The following is an 18,203-nucleotide window of genomic DNA, read 5'->3' as shown; positions in this document are numbered from 1 at the left end:
CTGGAAGTCACAGCGCTACGCTGCAGGGACGCATTCATGGCACCGGCTCCGCAGCAGGTGTGGGCCAGTAGAAGCTGTCCGGGGTACTGCGCGCGCCAAAGATCGCCTGGCCCACCCGCACCACGGTGGCGCCTTCCTCGATGGCGATCTCGAAATCGCCGGACATGCCCATCGACAGCTCGTCCAGGCCGATCCCGGCGGAGAGGGTGGGGCGCAGCCGGCCGCGCAGCTCACGCAGGCGCACGGCGCGGCAGCGCCTGCGCTGCCTCAGAAGGCGGTGGGCATGACCGCCATTTCGCCGCTGGCGCCGAAGGCCAGCCGATATTTCAGTGGCTTGCCCAGCTCGGCGATGATCTCCGTTTCCCGTCGCATGCTTTCGGCGCCGACACGGCACAGCGCCTTGCCTTCGGGATTGGGACCGGTGCCGAGGATGTGCCTGCCGGGCGCGATATGGAAGACGATCTTTTCCGCGCTGGCGATGGTCGATACCCTCTTCCCATCCAGGTACACCGCGGTTAGACAGGCACTGCCCTTGGCGCCGGCGTCACGCGCAACGATCAACTCCACTTTGTCATCGGCAGCCTGCATGAGTTCCGGTGCGTAGATGCGCTCGGCCGGCGTCGCGCGCGCCGTGCTGGTGTTGATCGGGGTGGTCCCGCATGCGCTGACCGCGATGGCCATGCCGATGGCAAAGAAGGTTGTCTTCATCATTTCCCCTGGGACTGTACTGCGTGGTGGTTGGATGCATCGGCCAGGAACGGATGACCGCGGCCGATGCCACGAGGGATTCTATCGTTCCGGGGCGGCGCTGGCGGCGCTGGCGGCGTTGGCGAGCGGGTCGGCGTGCTCAGGGCTAGGGCTGCGCTGCCGGCGCGGGCGTGGGCCAGTAGAAGCTGTCCGGGGTACTGCGCGCGCCAAAGATCGCCTGGCCCACCCGCACCACGGTGGCGCCTTCCTCGATGGCGATCTCGAAATCGCCGGACATGCCCATCGACAGCTCGTCCAGGCCGATCCCGGCGGGCAGGGCGGGGCGCAGCCGGTCGCGCAGTTCGCGCAGGCGCACGAAGCACGGGCGTACCTGTTCGGGATCGGAAGAGAACAACGCCAGGGTCATCAGGCCGCGCACGCGCAGGTTGGGGAAGGCGGGCAGCTGCTGCATGAAATCGGCCACCTCGATCGGATCCAGGCCGTACTTGCTGGCCTCGCCGGAGGTGTTGACCTGCACGAACACGTCCAGCGTGCGCTGCTCCAGGGCCAGGCGCTGGTCCAGCGCCTGTGCCACGCGCAGGCTGTCCAGCGCCTGGAACTCGCTGGCAAAGCGCGCCACATAACGCGCCTTGTTGGTCTGCAGGTGGCCGATCACCGACCAGCGGATCGGCAGGTCGGCCATCGCTTCGGCCTTGGCCTGGGCTTCCTGCACCTTGTTTTCGCCCAGCTCGCGGCAGCCGGCCTGCCAGGCCAGGCGCAGGCGTGCTTCATCGACGGTCTTGCTGACCGGCAGCAGGCGCACGCTGGACCGGTCGCGGCCGGCCAATGCGCAGGCACGATCGATACGCTGGCCGACGACGGCCAGGTTGTGGCGGATCTGCTCGACGGTGCCGGCCTGGGGCCAGTCGGGAGGGGCGATGGGCATGCACGGTTCCGGTGGGGGACGACCAGGGCGCTTATGGTGGCATAGGCCTGCGCCGCACCTGCGGCATCCGGACGCGGGGCGTCCGTGGCCGGTTCAGGGCGCGCTGGGCGTACTGGGCGTGCTGGGCCGCAGGTAATGGGACTGGCCGTTGTCGCCCAGGAAGATCAGTTCGGGCTTGCCCTGCCAGGAGGTCAACATGGCGCCGGTGCTGTTCTGGTGCTTGATCACCAGGGTGGCGCCGCGGTCGGGATTGGCGGTGACCTTGAACACTTCGGTGGTGCCGCTGGCATCGTCCAGGGTCAAGGTGGCCTCATCGCCGACATCGGCGGTGCCGTAGCTGCCACGTTCGGAGCCGTCGGCGCCGAGCAGGATCATCCCCGACAACGGCGACGGGCGCGGCCCCTGCGAGACCCCCTGGCGGAGCGGGTCGGGCAGCGGGGCGCCGAGGATCATCCGGGCCTGGCCGTTGCCATCCTCGATCACCAGGCCGCGGGCGGTGATCACCCGGTCTTCGGCCTGGGTCTGGTGCAGGCGCAGCGCGGTCCAGCCGGACACCAGCAAGGCAAGGCTGGAAACGGCCAGGGTAGTGAGGGTGAGGGCGCGCGACATGGTGGCTCCGGATCCTTGGAAGGCAGCGACAATACCGGAAGTGTCAATTGCGACACTAGTCGGGAAAGTCTGTATTTGCTGCGAATGCGAATTGGGTCACAAGCAGCTTCGGCATGGGTCATGCGTTCGCCGCACCGATGCGCGTTACCGGCAGTCGTTTGGGAACCGACCCTACCAGCGGAGCGAAACGCCCGCTCGCCACGGGCCCTGGTAGGGTCGCATCCCGATCGACTGCCGATGGCCTGCGCAACGTTCGTTGGTGGCATGACCCCGGAACAAAGGCAGCTCCGGCACGGGTCATGCGTTCGCTGCAGTGATGTGCGTTACCGGCAGTCGTTTGGGAACCGACCCTACCAGCGGAGCGCCACGCCCGCTCGCCACGGGCCTTGGCTTCGCCGCGCCGATGCGCGTTATCGGCAGTCGTTTGGGAACCGACCCTACAGCGGAGCGCAACGCCCGCTCGCCACGGGCCTTGGTAGGGCCGCATCCCAATCGACTGCCGATAGCCTGTGCAACATTCATTGGTGGCATGGCCCCGGAACAAAGACAGCTCCGGCATGGGTCATGCGTTTACCTGCGCGCGGTTCAATGGAAATCGCGGCTGTGCGTGCGCACGCCCTCGATCAGCGCATCGATGTTGTGCATCTGCCGCACGATCAGGTGCTGTATGCCCTCCACCCGTTCCAGGCGGCCGTCGATCTGCATCAGCTGCGCTTCCACCAGTACGCGGTGCTGGCGGTCGGCGATCTTGCGCCAGACCACGGCGTTGACCATGCCGCATTCGTCTTCCAGGGTAAGAAAGGTGACCCCGCTGGCGGTCTGCGGGCGCTGGCGCATGCGCACCAGCCCGGCAAAGCGCACGCTGCGCCCGTGCGGCAGCGCGGCCAGTTCGTCCGAACGCTGGCAGCGGCGCTGGCGCAGCTGGGCGCGGATGAAGGCCACCATGTGCCGGCCCAGGGTGGTGCCGGTGCTGTTGTAGTCGGCCTGCATGTCCTCAAATGCCGTGGGCGGCGGCAAGGCCACGCTGGCTTCGACGGTGGCGCGGGCTGCGTTGAACAACGGCAACGGCTTTTCCACCCCCGATACCTCCCAGCGCGCGCGGTGGCGGTGCCCGCTCAGGCCCTTCAGGGCGCCTGCATCGGCGAGCAGGCCCTGATGGCGGCGGTCCAGCCGCGCGCGCTGGCTGAGATCGGCCACGCTGTCGAACGGCAGGCAGGCGCGCGCCTGCACCAGCGCTTTCGCTACCGCTTCGTTGAAGCCGTCGATCAGGCGCAGCCCCAGCCGGATGCCGAACGGCTGGCCCGCTGCCTGCGGGGGCAGCAGCGTGCAGTCCCAGTCGCTGTGGCGCACGTCCACCGGCAATACCGGCACGCCGTGGCGGCGCGCGTCCTGCAGAATCTGGTCGGGGCTGTAGAAGCCCAGCGGCTGGCTGTTGACCAGGCTGGCGGCGAACGCCGCGGGGTGGTGGCATTTGAGCCAGCAGCTGACATAGGTGATCAGCGCGAAGCTGGCGGCGTGGCTTTCCGGGAAGCCGTAGCTGCCGAAGCCCTTGATCTGTTCGAACAGGCGTTCGCCATACTCGCGGCTGTGGCCGTGCTGGGCCATGCCGGCCAGCAGCCGGTCGCGATGCGGCTCCAGCCCGCCATGGCGCTTCCAGGCGGCCATCGAGCGGCGCAGTGCATCGGCCTGGCCGGCGGTGAAACCGGCGGCGGCCACCGCCAGCTGCATCACCTGTTCCTGGAACAACGGCACGCCCAGGGTGCGCTTGAACACTTTCTCCAGCGCGGGCGGGTAGTCGATCTCTTCGATGCCTTCTTCCTTGATTTTCTTCCGCCGGTTCAGATACGGGTGCACCATGTCGCCCTGGATCGGGCCGGGGCGCACGATCGCCACTTCGATCACCAGGTCATAGAAACAGCGCGGCTGCATGCGCGGCAGCATCGCCATCTGCGCGCGCGATTCGATCTGGAACACGCCCAGGGTGTCGGCGCGGCAGATCATGTCGTAGGTGGGGTCATCACCTGGCGGAATCTTCGCCATGCTCATCGCCGGTTCGCCATGGGCCTCCAGCATCGCAAAGCATTTGCGCACCGCGGTGAGCATGCCCAACGCCAGGCAGTCGACCTTCATCAGCCCGGTGGCATCCAGGTCGTCCTTGTCCCACTGGATCACGGTGCGGCCGGCCATGGCCGCGTTTTCCACCGGCACCATTGTGGACAGGGGATGTTCGGAAATCACGAAACCGCCCGGGTGCTGGGAAAGATGCCGCGGGAAGTCGACCAGTTCGCCGGTCAGGGCCACCACCCGCCGCATCAGCGGCGTGTCCGGGTCGAAGCCGCGCTCGCGCAGCGCCTCCGGCAGCGGTTCGTGGTTGCTCCAGCGTTCCAGGCAGGCGGCCAGTTCGTTGACCTGGTCCGGCGGCAGGCCGAGCACGCGCGCCACATCGCGCACCGCGCTGCGGCCACGGTAGCTGATCGCCACGGCGGTCAATGCCGCACGCTCGCGGCCATAGCGGTTGAACACGTACTGCAGCACTTCCTCGCGGCGCTCGTGCTCGAAATCGATGTCGATGTCCGGTGGCTCGTCGCGCTCGGCGGAGATGAAACGTTCGAACAGCAGTTCCATGTCGCTGGGGTCGATCTCGGTCACGCCCAGCACGTAGCACACCGAGGAATTGGCCGCCGAGCCGCGGCCCTGGCACAGGATCTGCTGGCTGCGCGCGAAATGCACGATGTCGTGCACGGTGAGGAAGTAGGACTCGTACCGTTTGTGGTGGATCAGCTGCAGTTCGTGTTCGATCTGGGTACGCTGCCTGGCGGTCTCGCCGCTTGGCCAGCGCCATTGCATGCCTTCTTCTACCAGCGTGCGCAGCCAGCTGGCCGGGTCGTGCCCGGCCGGAACCAGTTCGCGCGGGTAGGTGTATTGCAGTTGCTTGAGGTCGAAGTGGCAGCGTGCGGCGATGCGCAGGGTTTCGGCCAGCAGCTCGGGCGGGTACAGCGCGGCCAGGGCCTGGCGGGTGCGCAGGTGGCGTTCGCCATTGGGGAAAAGCCGCCAGCCGGCCTCGGCGAGGGTGCAGTGGTGGCCGATCGCGGTGAGGGTGTCCTGCAGGGCGCGGCGGCGGCGCAGGTGCATGTGCACATCACCGCTGGCCACCAGCGCAATGCCGTGGTCGTGGCCGAAGCGCTGCAGCATGGCCAGCCGCTGCGCATCGTCGGCCTGGCGGTGCAGTTCCACCGCCAGCCACAGCCGCTGGGCAAAGCGCGCCTGCAGCCAGGCGGCATCGTCCGGGCTGGGCGCGCGGTCCAGCCACAGGCACAGCAGGCTGTCGGGCAGCGCGTCGAAATCCTCGCGCAGGCAGCGGTATTGACCCTTGGGCGCGCGCCGGCGGCAGGTGGTGATCAGCTGGCACAAGCCGGCGTAGGCGGCCAGGTCGGTGCACAGCAGCACCAGTTTGGGGCCGTCCTCCAGCTGGAATTCGGCACCGGTGATCAGCGCCAGCTCGTGCTTCCGGGCGGCCTGCCAGGCGCGCACGATGCCGGCCAGCGAACATTCGTCGGTGATCGCCAGCGCGGTATAACCCTGGCCTTTGGCGCGCGCGAACAGTTCCTCGGCGGTGGAGGCGCCGCGCTGGAAGCTGAAGGCCGACAGGCAATGCAGTTCGGCGTAGCCGGGCAGGGGCGTGCTCATGCGAACCAGCCGTGCAGCATGAACGGCCCGCCGCGCGCATCGGCGGCGGTGTAGGCCCAGCCGCGCTGGCCGTGCGCGGTTTCCACCACGTAGTAGTCGCGGCGGATATCGCCTTCATCCCACCAGCCCGATTCGATCCGTTCCGGCCCCGAGACGATGCGCAGGTAGGGATCGTGCAGCGCCTGCGGCTGCGGCAGCAGCCAGCCCGGGCGCAGCGGCAAGGGCGGCGGGGCGCCCTTGGCGGCGCTGCGGGCATCGCCGCTGGCGCGCTCGGGGCGGTGTTCGGCGCGCAGCCCCAGGCCCTGTACGGCGTCATCGCCGAGCCGCGCGCGCAGCCGTTCGCGCACCTGTTCCCATGGCAATGCCTGTTGCGGGCGCGGGTCGAACAGGTCGCGTGCGGCCGGCACGAACGGGGGCAGGTGGTCGGCCTGCAGGCGCAGGCCACGGCTGCCGGCCGGCAGCTGCAGGTGGTCGATGCGGTTGCGGGCCAGCTCGAACAGCATCGCCGCATCGCGCTCGGGGGCGAGCAGGCCGATGCACAGGCGGGTGTCGGGGTGCTGGTCGTGTTCGAACCACAGGTCAAAGCGCAGCACGCCGCCATCGCGCGAGCACAGGAACGCGGCCAGGTCGCCGGTCAGACGGCGCAGCGGGAACAGCAGGGCCTGGGTGGATTGGATCTCGTACTCGAACTCGATGCGCGCATCGAAACGGTCCGGGGGTTGGAAATAGCGCAGCGGCGGCGTGCTGATGCCGCGCAGCGCGTCCAGGTGGGCCAGTACCTGCGGCGCGAAGCGCCGGGCCAGGCTCTCGCGCGGCAATCCGAACGCCGCGCCCAGCGTGCGCAGGCCCGAGCGCGCCAGCACCGTGACCGCCTCGTCCGGCAGGCCGCTGCGTTCGATCGGCAGTTGCGCCAGGGCGGCCTCCAACTGGTCGGCGTCCACCCCCAGCCGCGCATGCACGCGGGTCAACGCCCAGGCCGCATGCGGATTGGGCGCGGCGACCAGGCGGTGACGGAAGCCCAGCGCGTGCAGGCCGTCGCACAGGCGTTTTTCGATTGCCGGCCAATCGCCGAACAGGGCGCGGCTGGCGCCGATCTCCAGCACCAGCGCATGCGGAAAGGCCAGGCTGACCTGCGAGCTGATGCTGTACAGCCAACTGGCCAAAAACTGCCGGGTGGCCTGCTCGGCGCGCGGGTCATGCTCGGCCGTGAGCAGGGTGCCGGTGAGCACCTGTGCGGCCGACAGCAGCATGCCGCGGCGCAGGCCGAGCCGTCGCGCGGCCGGGCTGACCGCATGCAGCACGCGGCGCTGCGCCGGCCCGCTGACCAGCACCAGCGGCGCGTCCGGGTCGGGCTGCTGGCGCAGTGCGGCGTCCAGGGCCAGTTGTGGCAGCAACAGGCAGGCCCAGTACATGGCCGCTCAATGCGCCCGGGCCAGCGGCAGGGCCTGCGCCGGGGCCAGCCCGCCGCGGCACTTGAGCACGCGCACCTGGCCGTCCTGCAGGTGCAGGCGCAGCGGTGCGGGGGAGGGGTTGCGGGCCTGGCGCGCGTCGCGGAAGGCAAAGCCCAGGCACTGGCCGGTTTCGGCGGCCACCTGCAGCCGGCGCAGGGCGCGGTCGTCGGCCTGTTGCGGCCAGCACAGCACCGCCGCGCAGGCGGCCGAGCGCAGGCATTGTTCGGCTGCCCACAGCGCATCGCGTGGGGTGGCCTGGACCACCTGCACCTGGCCCAGCGCCAGCCCGGCGCGGGCCCAGGCCGGGGCATGCGGCAGGTAGGGCGGGGCCACCAGCACCACGGTCTGCTGCTGTTGGCTCAGCCGTGCCAGTGCCGGCCAGACCAGCGCCAGCTCACCCTGGCCGGGCGCGGCCAGCAGCACCTCCGACAGCGCCGACGGCGGCCAGCCGCCGCCGGGCAGGCGCGCGTCCAGGGCCGGGTGGCCGGTAGGGTGCGGGGCTGCCTCGGGCGGCGCGCTGCGCGGTTGCCCGCGCCAGACCCTGCGGGTTTCCAGCAACTGGTCCAGGGCCAGCACCGCGCCCATCAGCGCAGCCCCCGGCAAGACGGGAACAGGCGGGAACGGGCGCGGGACAAGGGCATGGCAGGAGGCGTGGGCAGCACGGGCGTCAAGGGCCGGGAGCGACAATCCTACCTGCAATTAGTAAAAATGCTAACGACCTTGGCGAGGGTGTCGTGAACGTCGCCGGACAGATGAATGCTTCATGCGCGGTTTGTTCAAGCCTGCCACCCGTCCCTCCTACGAGGATGGCCGCTCTTCCAGGGAGCAAACCGATGAAACAAGGGTGGTTGAGGGTATATGCGCCGGGGTTCCTGCTGGGGTTCGTGGGACTGGCGGCGTGGTGGGTGGGCTATCGGCAGGGCGCGGCGGGATGGCTGCTGCCCTTGTTGGCCGCCGCCATCGCGGTGTCTTTCATGGCCGAGCGGTGGTGGCCGTACGACCCGGCGTTCAACCAGAACCGGGGCGATGCCGGTCGCGATGGCATGCATGCGCTGGTCAATGAAGGGCTGAACCTGCTGGCGATCGGGGTGATCCCGCTGGTAGCGGCGTGGATGCCATGGCAGCTGTGGCCGCAGCAGTGGGGGTTTGGCTGGCAACTGCTGCTGGCGATCATCGCCGCCGACCTGGGCATCACCCTGGTCCATTACGCCAGCCATCGCTGGGCCTGGCTGTGGCGGCTGCATGCGGTGCACCACAGCGTGACCCGCATGTACGGCTTCAATGGGCTGATGAAGCACCCGCTGCACCAGACCGCCGAGGCACTGGGCGGTGTGTTGCCGTTGCTGCTGCTGGGCATGCCCTATCCGGTGGCGGCGGTGCTGGCGTTCGCGATCGCGATCCAGTTGCTGCTGCAGCATTCCAACGTGGACATGCGCCCGGGCTGGCTGGGCAAGGTGATGGCATGGGCGCCGCTGCACCGCTTCCACCACATGCGCTACGGCAGCGCCGGCGACGTCAATTTCGGCTTGTTCCTGACCGTCTGGGACCATCTGCTCGGCACGGCATTCGATGCCCCCTACCGCATGCGGGTGGACGACCTGGGCATCGGCAGCCAGCCGGAGTATCCGCAGGACTACCTGGGTCAGCTGCGTGCGCCGTTCCAGGCGCTGCCGCATGACCCGCCGCCGCTGCCGCCGCCGGGATTGGCGCCGTCATCGCGGTAATGGTGCAGCTGTAGCCCCGCCAGGTGCCGCGCGTGCACGCCGAACATGCGCCGCAGGCTGCGCGAGAAATGTGCCAGGTCGGCGAAGCCGGCGGCATGCGCGCTGGTGGTCAGGGTGTGGCCGTCGATCACCTGCACCAGCGCCTCGCGCAGCCGGCGCCACAGCACCAGGCCACGCAGCGACACCGCCAGGTCCTGCTGGAAACGACGGTGCAACTGGCTCTCGGACAGGTGCGCGGCGTTGGCGATGGCGGCCACCGGCACGCGGTCGGGCAGCCGCGCGTCCAGTTCGGCCAAGGCCGCCTGCAGGCGCGGATCGCGCGGTGCGGTGGCGATCAGCGGCAGCAGGCGCGGCAGCAACGCAGGCGGGTCGCACGGCAGCGTCGCCAGCTGCGCCTGCACCTGCGACAGGTCGACATGGCTGGGTTCCAGCCACAGCGTGCAGCCCTGCGCGGGAACAGCCAGCACTGCATGCGACTGGAACGAGGGCAGCAGCAGGCGCTGGCCACGCTGGCGGCTGTGTTCGCCCTGGATCAGCCATTGGCCGTCGCTGGCCAGCAGCAGCTGGTGCGCATAGTGCGCATGCGCGCCGGTGGTGCCGGCATGGCCCTGCAGCAAGGCGAAATGACGGCCAAGCAGCAAGCTGCCGGCCCAGTGCGGGTTGAAGCGGTCCACGGTACATCCCTTGCCAGACGGGCACAGGGTAGCCCACGGTGCGGTATCGCGCTGATGCGTTAGTGGTCCTGCGGGTCTGGCCGGATAGGCCGTGGGCACTGCTGGGACGCAGGTCGTGCCGGCCGCTGGCCGGATGTCGTTGCTGTTGTTGCCGCTTCGCGGAGAAGTCCAACGCCAACAGCTTTCGTGCCCCTTCGGGGCGCGAGTTACCTTTCTTTGCTCGTGCAAAGAAACGTAACCCAAAGAAAGCACGCCCCATCCGCGATCCGTCGGGCTTTGCCCGCCGGTTCCCTGCGCTTCTCGCGTCATCGGGGGACGGCGCGGAACTCGCTGCGCTCGCGCCTCTAGACCAGCGGGCGCCGGTTGTTAGAGCGCGTCGCCACGCGCCCATGTCCCACCGCATTACCTCGTAGCATGCTTCATGCTTCGACCGCGCCTCTTCGCCCCCGATGCCGCTGCGATGCTCGGCTCGCTCCAAGGGGTGGTAGATCAAGATCACGGGCAACAGCAACAGCAACAGCAACAGCAACAGCAACAGCAACAGCAACAGCAACAGCAACGACGGCAGCCTACCAACGGTCGGGGCGTGTCCCGCCAACCCACCCGCGCCAACCCCGCCACCGCCGAGCCGGACGCAGGGCCAGCGACGCCGTTGAACTGAAGTTGCATGACTGCGCTGACAATCACACCAGGACGGGCGGGTGTTGCCGGGTCATTCCGGCCGGCGCACGCGGCTCCACACCACCAGCGCCAGCAACGAGACCAGGGCCCCGGCCGTGCAGACGCCGTTCCAGCCCCAGGCGGCATACAGCGCCGGGCCGGCCAGTGCGCCCAGCCCGCTGCCGGCGGCATAGAACAGCATGTAGGCGGCGATCACCTGCGCCTGTGCGTGTGGCGCGGCGGCCAAGATCAGGCTCTGGTTGGTGACGTGCAGGGCCTGCACGGCCAGGTCCAGCAACAGCACGCCCAGTACCAGCCAGCCCAGGTGCAGTGGCAGCGCGGCCAGCGGTGCCCAGCTCAGCAGCAACAGCAGCAATGCGGCGCAGGAAACGCGCTCGGCATGGCCGCGGTCGCTCCAGTGCCCGCTGCGCGCGGCGGCCAGTGCACCCAGCAGGCCGACCAGCGCGAATGCGCCGATCGCGGTGTGGCTGAGCGCATACGGAGGGGCGCTCAACGGCAACGCCATGCTGCTCCAGAACAGGCCGAACGCGGTGAACAGCAGCAGCCCCAGAACGCCGCGCCGGCGCAGCACCGGTTGCTGGCGCAGCAGCGTGGTCAAGCCCACCGGCGGCCTTGCTGCGGCCACCTCCAGCCGTGGCAGGCGCAGCCATAGCAGCGCGCCGCTGATCAGCATCAGGCCCGCCGACAGCAGGTAGACCGCGCGCCAGCCGCCGAGGTCGGCCACGCCGCCGGCCACCACCCGGGCCAGCAGCAGGCCGACCACTACCCCGGCCTGGGCGGCACCGACCACGCGGCCGCGTTCGTGCGGTGCGGCGGCCGCGGCGGCATAGGCGATCAGGCCCTGGGTCATCGCGGTGCCGAGCAGGCCCACCGCCAGCATGCCCAGCAGCAGCGCCAGGGCATTGCCGGCCAGGGCCACCCCGAGCAGGGCCAGCACCAGGGCGAGGTTCTGCACGGCCATCAGCCGGCGGCGCTCGACCCGGTCGCCCAGCGGCACCAGCCACAGCAGCGCGGCCACCGAGCCAAGCTGGGTGGCGGCGATCACCACGCCGATCCGGGCAGTGCCGATGCGCAGGTCGGCGGCCAGCGCATCCAGCAGCGGCTGTGCGTAGTAGACATTGGCCACGCTGAGCCCGGCGGCGCAGGCGAACAGCAGCAGCAACGGGGTGGCGGTGCGGGGCAGCGACGCAGCGGTTGACATGGGTAGTCTCAAAATAGAACCAGTTGATTCTGGGTTATTTGGTTCTAAAATGAAACCACTTTCGGAGGGCGGCCATGCACGACGATCCCAACCTGACCTGCCCGGTGGCGCGCGCGCTGGAGGTGGTCGGCGACCGCTGGTCGCTGCTGCTGGTGCGCGATGCGTTCGACGGGATACGCCGTTTCGGCGATTTCCAGCGAAGCCTGGGCATGTCGCGCAGCATGCTCAGCCAGCGCCTGCACGCCCTGCAGGCGGCCGGTGTGCTGGTGCAGCAGCCGGCCGCCGACGGCAGCCGTTACCACGACTATGTGCTGACCGCGCAGGGCCAGGCCCTGTTCGCGCTGGTCGTGGCGCTGCGCCAATGGGGCGAGGGGTTTCTGTTCGCCGAAGGTGAACCGCGTTCGCAGCTGCTGGCCCTGGCCGATGGCCGTCCGCTGGCGCCGCTGCTGCCGCGCAATGTCGATGGGCAGGTGCTGGAAGCGTCGGCAACCCACGTGGTCAGGCCAGGCGGATGCTGAGCGGTGGCCGCCCCATACGCCGGCGAATATGAACACGGTGTTGACAGGCATGAACAGGGTCGACGACTCTTGACCGGATGGGCGCCGTCCGCGGTGCCCGCCGGGCAGGGTGGCTGTATCGACAGGCGGAGGGGCCTGGTCGTAGCCGCGTTGCCCGGGTAGTCCCTGATACCGGCCTGCAAGGCGCCGGCATCCGCCATCTTGGCGCTGCACCCTTCCTGCGGCACGACTCCCTGGATTTTTTGCGCAAGCAAAGGTGTTTCGCCCGCTTATGAAAACGATTACAAAGCCACTGGCCCTGACCGCCGCCATCACCCTTTCGCTCGCTGCTTCGGCCTGGGCCGCTGCGCCCAAGGCGACCCAGGGCGGCGATGCCTTCACCGTGCTCAGCCTGGAACAGGCGCCCAACCACCTGGACATCCAGCAGGTCGCCGACCAGTTGCAGGCCATGAACGTGGACGCGCTGACCATCGGTAACGTGCATCGTGAAGCCGACACCAGCGGCACCAGTCGCGTGCCGGATCCGCTGGAAGCCCTGGCCGACCAGCTGGGCTACACCTACCGCTTCGTCAGCGCCGACCCGGCCTCGGCCGAGCGCCGTGGCAGCATCGTGATCTCGCGCCTGCCGGTGGAAGCCGAGTCGGGCATCGAAGCGCCGGGTATGAACTACCTGCGCCTGAATGACGGCCGCCACGTGGTGGCGCTGTACACGCATACCGCTGCTGCCGATGGCGCGCGCTTCAAGCAGCTCATCGAGGCCTCGCGCGTGGGCGCGCCGGCGGTGCTGCTGGGCGCGAACGATGCGGCTGTGGCCGGTTTCGACGCCAAGGGTGACGTGGCCCGTTCCAACGGCTTCCAGTCTGCAACCAGCACGCCGGTCACGCTGCACATCGATGCCGACAGCCCGGCCATCGCCGGCAAGCTGCTGACCCTGGGCTACGCTGCCCCGGCCGGCGGCGATACGCCGTGGATGGACACCACACTCAACGCCGATGCACGCGCCAGGCTGATCGTGGCGAAGATGACCGACGATGAGAAGTTCCAGATGCTGCACAGCTACTTCGGGCTGGGCAAGGACGGCGGCCCGCTGCCGGAAGGCGCGGTCGGCTCGGCCGGTTTCGTGCCCGGCGTGGCGCGGCTGGGCATTCCCTCGCAGCAGTCGGCCGACGCCGGCGTGGGCGTGACCAACCCCGGCGGCATCCGCAAGGGCGACCATGCCACCGCGATGCCGTCGGGCCCGTCCACCGCATCGAGCTGGAACCCCGAAGTGGCCTTTGCCGGTGGCGCCACCATGGGCCGCGAGGCCTGGCAGCAGCGGTTCAACATCCTGCTGGCCGGCAGCGTCAACCTGCAGCGCGACCCGCGCAATGGCCGCAACTTCGAATATGCCGGCGAAGACCCGCTGCTGGCCGGCCGCCTGGTCGGCGAGTCGATCCGTGGCGTACAGAGCCAGCACGTGGTCTCGACCATGAAGCACTTCGCGCTCAACGACATGGAAACCTCGCGCAACTTCCACAGCGCCGAAATCGGCGAGCAGGCGATGCGCGAATCGGACCTGCTGGCCTTCGAGATCGCCCTGGACATCGGCAAGCCCGGTTCGGTGATGTGCTCCTACAACCGCATCAACGGCACCTACGGCTGCGAACACGATTACCTGATGAACCAGGTGCTCAAGCAGGAATGGAAGTTCCCCGGTTTCGTGATGTCCGACTGGGGTGGCGTGCACAGCGGCTCCAAGGCGGCGCTGGCCGGCCTGGACCAGCAGTCGGCCGGTGAAGTGTTCGACAAGGCGGTGTACTTCGACCAGCCGCTGCGCCTGGCCGTGGCCGGTGGCGTGGTGCCGCGTTCGCGCCTGGACGACATGGTCGTGCGCATCCTGCGGGCGATGTTCGCCAACGGCAATTTCGATGTGCCGCCGCAGCACCAGCCGATCGATGATGCGGCCGGCTTCGCCGCCGCCCAGCGCACCGTGGAAGAGGGCAGCGTGCTGCTGCGCAACGCCGGCAATCTGTTGCCGCTGGGCCCGGAGGTCAAGCGCATCGTCATCATCGGTGGCCACGCCGACAAGGGCGTGATCGGCGGCGGTGGTTCGTCGATGGTGGGCTGGACCGCCAAGGGCACCAACGCGGTGCCGGGCGTGCTGCCGACCACCTGGCCGGGCCCGGTGATCTTCCACCCGTCCTCGCCGCTGGAGGCCCTGCGCGCCGAGCGCCCCGACGCCAGCATCGAGTACGTGGATGGCCGCAACGTGGCCGCCGCCGCGCGCGCTGCCGCCGCGGCCGACGTGGCGATCGTGTTTGCCACGCAGTGGTCGGCCGAATCGGTCGACCTGCCGCACATGAAGCTGCCTGACAACCAGGACGCGCTGATCGCCGGGGTGGCCAAGGCCAACCCGAAGACCGTGGTCGTGCTGGAAACCAACGGCCCGGTCGAGCTGCCCTGGTTGCAGCAGGTGCCGGCGGTGCTGCAGGCGTGGTACCCGGGCATCCGCGGCGGCGAAGGCATTGCCGCGCTGCTGACCGGCAAGGTCAATCCGTCCGGCCGCCTGCCGGTGACCTGGCCGGTGGATGCCAGCCAGCTGCCGCGCCCGGAAGTGAACGGCCTGGGCTTCAACCCCAAGCACAAGCCCGATGACACCATCGACTACACCATCGAAGGCGCCAACGTCGGCTACAAGTGGTTCGCCGCCAAGGGCCTGACCCCGCAGTTCGCGTTCGGCCATGGCCTGTCCTATACGCAGTTCAGTTATGAAAACCTGAGCGCCACCGCGATGGGCCAGCGCCTGGTCGCCACCGTGGACATCCGCAACACCGGCAAGGTGGCCGGTGCGGACGTGGCCCAGCTGTACCTGAAGATGCCCGAAGGCAGCGCCACCCCGATCCGCCTGATCGGGTTCCAGAAGGTCACGCTGCAGCCGGGCGAATCGCGCCGGATCCGCATCGAGGCCGAGCCGAAGACGCTGGCCAGCTTCGACACCGCCGACAAGCAGTGGAAGATCGCCGAGGGCCGCTACGAACTGCAGCTGTCGCGTTCGGCCAACGAGCCGGTGGAAACCATCGCGTTCGTGCTCGGTGATGAAGTAGTGCGTTGATCAACGCCAGGTACCGACCCACGGTCGGTACCTGCCGGTGCGGTGGCCGCCAGGGCGGCCACCCGTGCGAAACAGCGTCATCCCGGTAGGGCACGACCGTTGGTCGTGCCTGCCGTGCTCAACCGGGCAGATGCTGGCGCAGGTGCGCCAGCAGCAGCTGCACCCGGCGCGAGGGATGTGCGGTGTTGGGAAACACCGCATACACGCCCTGGCGCGGGAAGCGGTGCCCGCGCAGGATCGGCAGCAGCCGGCCTGCATCCAGGTCGGCATCGATCAACCATTGCGGCAATACTGCCGCACCGGCCCCGGCCAGTGCGAACGCGCGCAGCGTGGAGGCATTGTCGACGGTGGCCACCGCATCGGCGGGATTGCTGGCAAATACCTGGTCGCTGCCATCGGGGGCGATCACCGGCAGGTCCGCCAGGCGCGGGTAGCCCAACCGTGGCAGCGTGCGCACCCAGTGCGGGTCATCGCGCGCGGCGTCATTTGGCAAGCTGGACAACAACGACGGCGCGGCCACCGCGCACAGCGCATGCTCGTCGAGCAGGGTGGCGCGCAGCCGTGAATCGGCCATGCGGCCCAGCCGGATCGCCAGATCGAAACGTTCGGGAATCAGATCGGCATGCGCAGGCGAGGTGGACAGGTGCAGGCGCAGCTGCGGGTGCAGCGCACGGAAGCCTTCCAGCAGCGGCACCAGCCTGGCGGCCGCATATTCGGGCGTGCTGGTCAGGCGCAGCGTGCCGCGCAGTTGCCGCTGTTCGCTGCGCGCCTCTTCGATGGCCTGTTCGGCGGTGGCCAGCATCGCCACGCAATGCTGGTGGAAGCGTTCGCCGGCTTCGGTCAGGGCCAGGCTGCGGGTATTGCGCACCAACAGGGTCACGCCCAGTTCCTGTTCCAGCCGTTTCAGGTTGAAGCTGACTACTGCCTTGCTCTGGCCCAGCAGCGATGCGGCGGCGGTGAGGCTGCCGGCGTCGACCACCGCCTTGAAGGTCTGGAAACGGTCCAGGCTGACCATGGCATGCCGCCGCGTTGTCAAAAATGGTTTGACAGTCTTGCATGGGATGTTCGGTTTATCCAGGGTCTTCCAACGCGCATGCTGCCGCCTCGCCCCCGGAGCCGCGCATGACCTATCGACGCAAAATGGAATGGCTGTACCTGCTGGGGTTCTCGCTGGACCTGGTCAACATGTTCATCGGCACCGTGGCCTATCCGGCCCTGGCCGCCGACCTGCACGCCTCGGTGACCCAGCTGGCGTGGATCGGCAATGCCTACATGCTCGGCCTGACCGTGGTGATTCCACTGGCCCCCTGGCTGGCCGCGCGGCTGGGCGAGCGCCGGCTGCTGTGCCTGTCGCTGGCGGTATTCGCGCTGGGTGCGATCCTGGCCGGCAGCGCGCCGCGCATCGAGGCATTGATCGGCTGGCGGTTGCTGCAGGGGTTGGGCGGCGGCCTGCTGATCCCGGTCGGTCAGGCGATGGCCTACCGGCACTGCCCACCGGCCGAGCGTGGCCGGCTGACCGCGCGGATCATGGCGGTGGCGTTGCTGGTGCCGGCGTTGTCGCCGACCTTGGGCGGCATGCTGGTGGACTGGGGCTCGTGGCGACTGGTGCTGCTGGTGAGCGTGCCGCTGGCACTGCTGGCGCTGCTGCTGGCGGCGCTGTGGGTGCCGCGCGGTGCTGCCGTGGCCAGCGCACCGCTGGATCGGCGTGGCCTGCTGCTGGGTTCGCTCGGCCTGAGCCTGCTGCTGGTCGGCCTGAGCCTGGTCGCCGACGCCGCCCAGCGCATGCAGGGGGTCGCGGCGCTGGCCGCCGCCGCGTTGATCCTGCTCGCCTATGCGCGCAGTGCGGCGCGCACGCTGCACCCGGTGCTGCAATGGTCGCTGCTGCGGTATCCGTCGCTGCGCGTGGCCATGCTGGTGTACCTGCTGGTGCCCGGCACCTTTATCGGCACCCAACTGGTGGCCACGCTGCTGCTGAGCCGGCAGGGCTACCGGCCGGCTGCGATTGGCGGCTTCATGCTGCCATGGGCAATCGCCTCGGGGTGCGCCATCGCCACCACCCGGCACTGGCTGCCCCGGCTTGGGCCGCGGCGGCTGCTCAGTGCCGGCATGCTGTGCCAGGCGTTGGGCATTGCGCTGCTGCCGGGCGTGCAGGCAGGTCAGCCGATGTTGCCGGTGCTCGCCTTCGCGCTGATGGGACTGGGCGGCAGCCTGTGCAGCAGCAGCGCACAGACGCTGGCCTTCCAGGGCCTGCATGGCGCGGACCTGATGCCCGGCAGCGCGCTGTGGAACCTCAACCGTCAGCTCAGTTTCTGCCTGGCCGCCGCGGTGCTGGCCTGCGTGCTGGGCGCGCTGTCGGCCACGCTGCCCGAACGCGCCTTCACCCTCACGCTGCTGCTGGCCAGCGGCATGACCCTGCTGCCGTTGCTGCTGCTGTGGCGGCTGCCGGCCGCGTCCCTTTCCCTGCGAGTGACCTCCCCATGATCGAAACGAAAGAATCTTCCGCCACTGCTTTCGAGCAGGCCGCCCATGAAGAAGTGCGCGTGCTGCACGTGCTGATCGAAGACTGGTTCAACGCCCGCGTGCCGGCCACCGCGCTGGACGCGCTGCTGGCGCGCTTCGACGATGACTTCAGCATGGTCGGCATCACCGGGGTGCGGATGGACAAGGCCACCGTGGCCGGCTTCTTCGCGGCGACGCATGGCGGCCGCCGCGGCCTGCGCATCGAGGTCGATGACCTGGCCTGCACTGCGTTGCCGGGCGGTGCGTGTGCGGTGCGTTACCGTGAACACCAGACCGACGCGCAGGGCAATGCCACGCGGCGCGAAGCATTGGCGGTACTGGTGGCCGGCGACGGTGCGCTGCGCTGGCAGGCTTTGCATGAAACGTCGGTTGGCGGCTGAATGCGGCCGATGGCGGTGCCGACCAACTATCGGC

At 69.2% G+C, this 18,203-nt stretch carries 14 protein-coding genes and 1 pseudogene; 5 read left to right on the top strand and 10 right to left on the bottom strand.

What is annotated here, in order from left to right; genetic code table 11:
* Positions 1 to 34: 34 nt before the first annotated feature.
* The 7 genes and pseudogenes from AC3ITM_RS10960 to imuA all read right to left on the bottom strand — a co-directional run.
* Positions 35 to 256, bottom strand: a pseudogene (locus AC3ITM_RS10960) (hypothetical protein); the annotation flags it as partial.
* Between the two features lie 11 nt (positions 257 to 267).
* Positions 268 to 681, bottom strand: coding sequence for a hypothetical protein (locus tag AC3ITM_RS10955; protein ID WP_489264960.1), 414 nt, complete (start codon positions 679 to 681; stop codon positions 268 to 270).
* Between the two features lie 172 nt (positions 682 to 853).
* The gene (locus AC3ITM_RS10950) at positions 854 to 1,633 is read right to left on the bottom strand and encodes a YggS family pyridoxal phosphate-dependent enzyme (RefSeq protein ID WP_489264958.1); all 780 of its coding nucleotides are present in this window, start codon (positions 1,631 to 1,633) and stop codon (positions 854 to 856) included.
* 93 nt (positions 1,634 to 1,726) lie between these two features.
* Entirely contained in the window at positions 1,727 to 2,242 is a 516-nt protein-coding gene (locus AC3ITM_RS10945) for a hypothetical protein (RefSeq protein WP_489264957.1), read from the bottom strand.
* Between the two features lie 585 nt (positions 2,243 to 2,827).
* On the bottom strand, positions 2,828 to 5,929 hold the full coding sequence (locus tag AC3ITM_RS10940) for an error-prone DNA polymerase (RefSeq protein ID WP_489264955.1): 3,102 nt from the start codon (positions 5,927 to 5,929) through the stop codon (positions 2,828 to 2,830).
* On the bottom strand, positions 5,926 to 7,341 hold the full coding sequence (locus tag AC3ITM_RS10935; RefSeq protein ID WP_489264953.1) for a Y-family DNA polymerase: 1,416 nt from the start codon (positions 7,339 to 7,341) through the stop codon (positions 5,926 to 5,928). Before AC3ITM_RS10935 ends, AC3ITM_RS10940 begins: the two co-directional genes overlap by 4 nt.
* A gap of 6 nt (positions 7,342 to 7,347) precedes the next feature.
* Complete coding sequence (gene imuA / locus AC3ITM_RS10930; RefSeq protein ID WP_489270088.1) at positions 7,348 to 7,965, bottom strand: translesion DNA synthesis-associated protein ImuA; 618 nt, start codon at positions 7,963 to 7,965, stop codon at positions 7,348 to 7,350.
* 248 nt (positions 7,966 to 8,213) lie between these two features.
* Here imuA and AC3ITM_RS10925 point away from each other — a divergent pair, with 248 nt between their 5' ends.
* On the top strand, positions 8,214 to 9,104 hold the full coding sequence (locus AC3ITM_RS10925; RefSeq protein ID WP_489264952.1) for a sterol desaturase family protein: 891 nt from the start codon (positions 8,214 to 8,216) through the stop codon (positions 9,102 to 9,104).
* On the opposite strand, the gene AC3ITM_RS10920 is transcribed toward AC3ITM_RS10925, so the two are convergent.
* Together AC3ITM_RS10920 and AC3ITM_RS10915 are read right to left on the bottom strand one after the other, a co-directional pair.
* Positions 9,023 to 9,778 (bottom strand): helix-turn-helix transcriptional regulator, encoded by a 756-nt coding sequence (locus AC3ITM_RS10920; RefSeq protein ID WP_489264950.1) that lies wholly within the window; start codon positions 9,776 to 9,778, stop codon positions 9,023 to 9,025. The two genes, AC3ITM_RS10925 and AC3ITM_RS10920, sit on opposite strands and share 82 nt — an antisense overlap.
* A gap of 712 nt (positions 9,779 to 10,490) precedes the next feature.
* On the bottom strand, positions 10,491 to 11,660 hold the full coding sequence (locus AC3ITM_RS10915; protein WP_489264949.1) for an MFS transporter: 1,170 nt from the start codon (positions 11,658 to 11,660) through the stop codon (positions 10,491 to 10,493).
* Between the two features lie 74 nt (positions 11,661 to 11,734).
* On the opposite strand from AC3ITM_RS10915, the gene AC3ITM_RS10910 reads away from it, so the two are divergent.
* Together AC3ITM_RS10910 and AC3ITM_RS10905 are read left to right on the top strand one after the other, a co-directional pair.
* On the top strand, positions 11,735 to 12,178 hold the full coding sequence (locus tag AC3ITM_RS10910) for a winged helix-turn-helix transcriptional regulator (protein WP_489264947.1): 444 nt from the start codon (positions 11,735 to 11,737) through the stop codon (positions 12,176 to 12,178).
* 271 nt (positions 12,179 to 12,449) lie between these two features.
* Positions 12,450 to 15,269, top strand: coding sequence for a beta-glucosidase (locus AC3ITM_RS10905; protein WP_489264945.1), 2,820 nt, complete (start codon positions 12,450 to 12,452; stop codon positions 15,267 to 15,269).
* A 118-nt stretch (positions 15,270 to 15,387) separates the two neighbouring features.
* Here AC3ITM_RS10905 and AC3ITM_RS10900 read toward each other — a convergent pair whose 3' ends face one another.
* Positions 15,388 to 16,284, bottom strand: a complete 897-nt coding sequence (locus tag AC3ITM_RS10900; protein WP_489264944.1) for a LysR family transcriptional regulator — start codon at positions 16,282 to 16,284, stop codon at positions 15,388 to 15,390.
* A 107-nt stretch (positions 16,285 to 16,391) separates the two neighbouring features.
* Between AC3ITM_RS10900 and AC3ITM_RS10895 the strand changes: the two genes are divergently transcribed.
* Together AC3ITM_RS10895 and AC3ITM_RS10890 are read left to right on the top strand one after the other, a co-directional pair.
* On the top strand, positions 16,392 to 17,750 hold the full coding sequence (locus tag AC3ITM_RS10895) for an MFS transporter (protein WP_489264942.1): 1,359 nt from the start codon (positions 16,392 to 16,394) through the stop codon (positions 17,748 to 17,750).
* Positions 17,747 to 18,169: a DUF4440 domain-containing protein gene (locus AC3ITM_RS10890; protein WP_489264940.1), complete on the top strand. Its 423-nt coding sequence runs from the start codon at positions 17,747 to 17,749 to the stop codon at positions 18,167 to 18,169. Before AC3ITM_RS10895 ends, AC3ITM_RS10890 begins: the two co-directional genes overlap by 4 nt.
* The last annotated feature ends 34 nt before the right edge of the window (positions 18,170 to 18,203 follow it).

This window comes from Stenotrophomonas sp. KH_029, from assembly GCF_057839765.1.
This window is presented reverse-complemented; position numbering and strand designations above follow the sequence as displayed.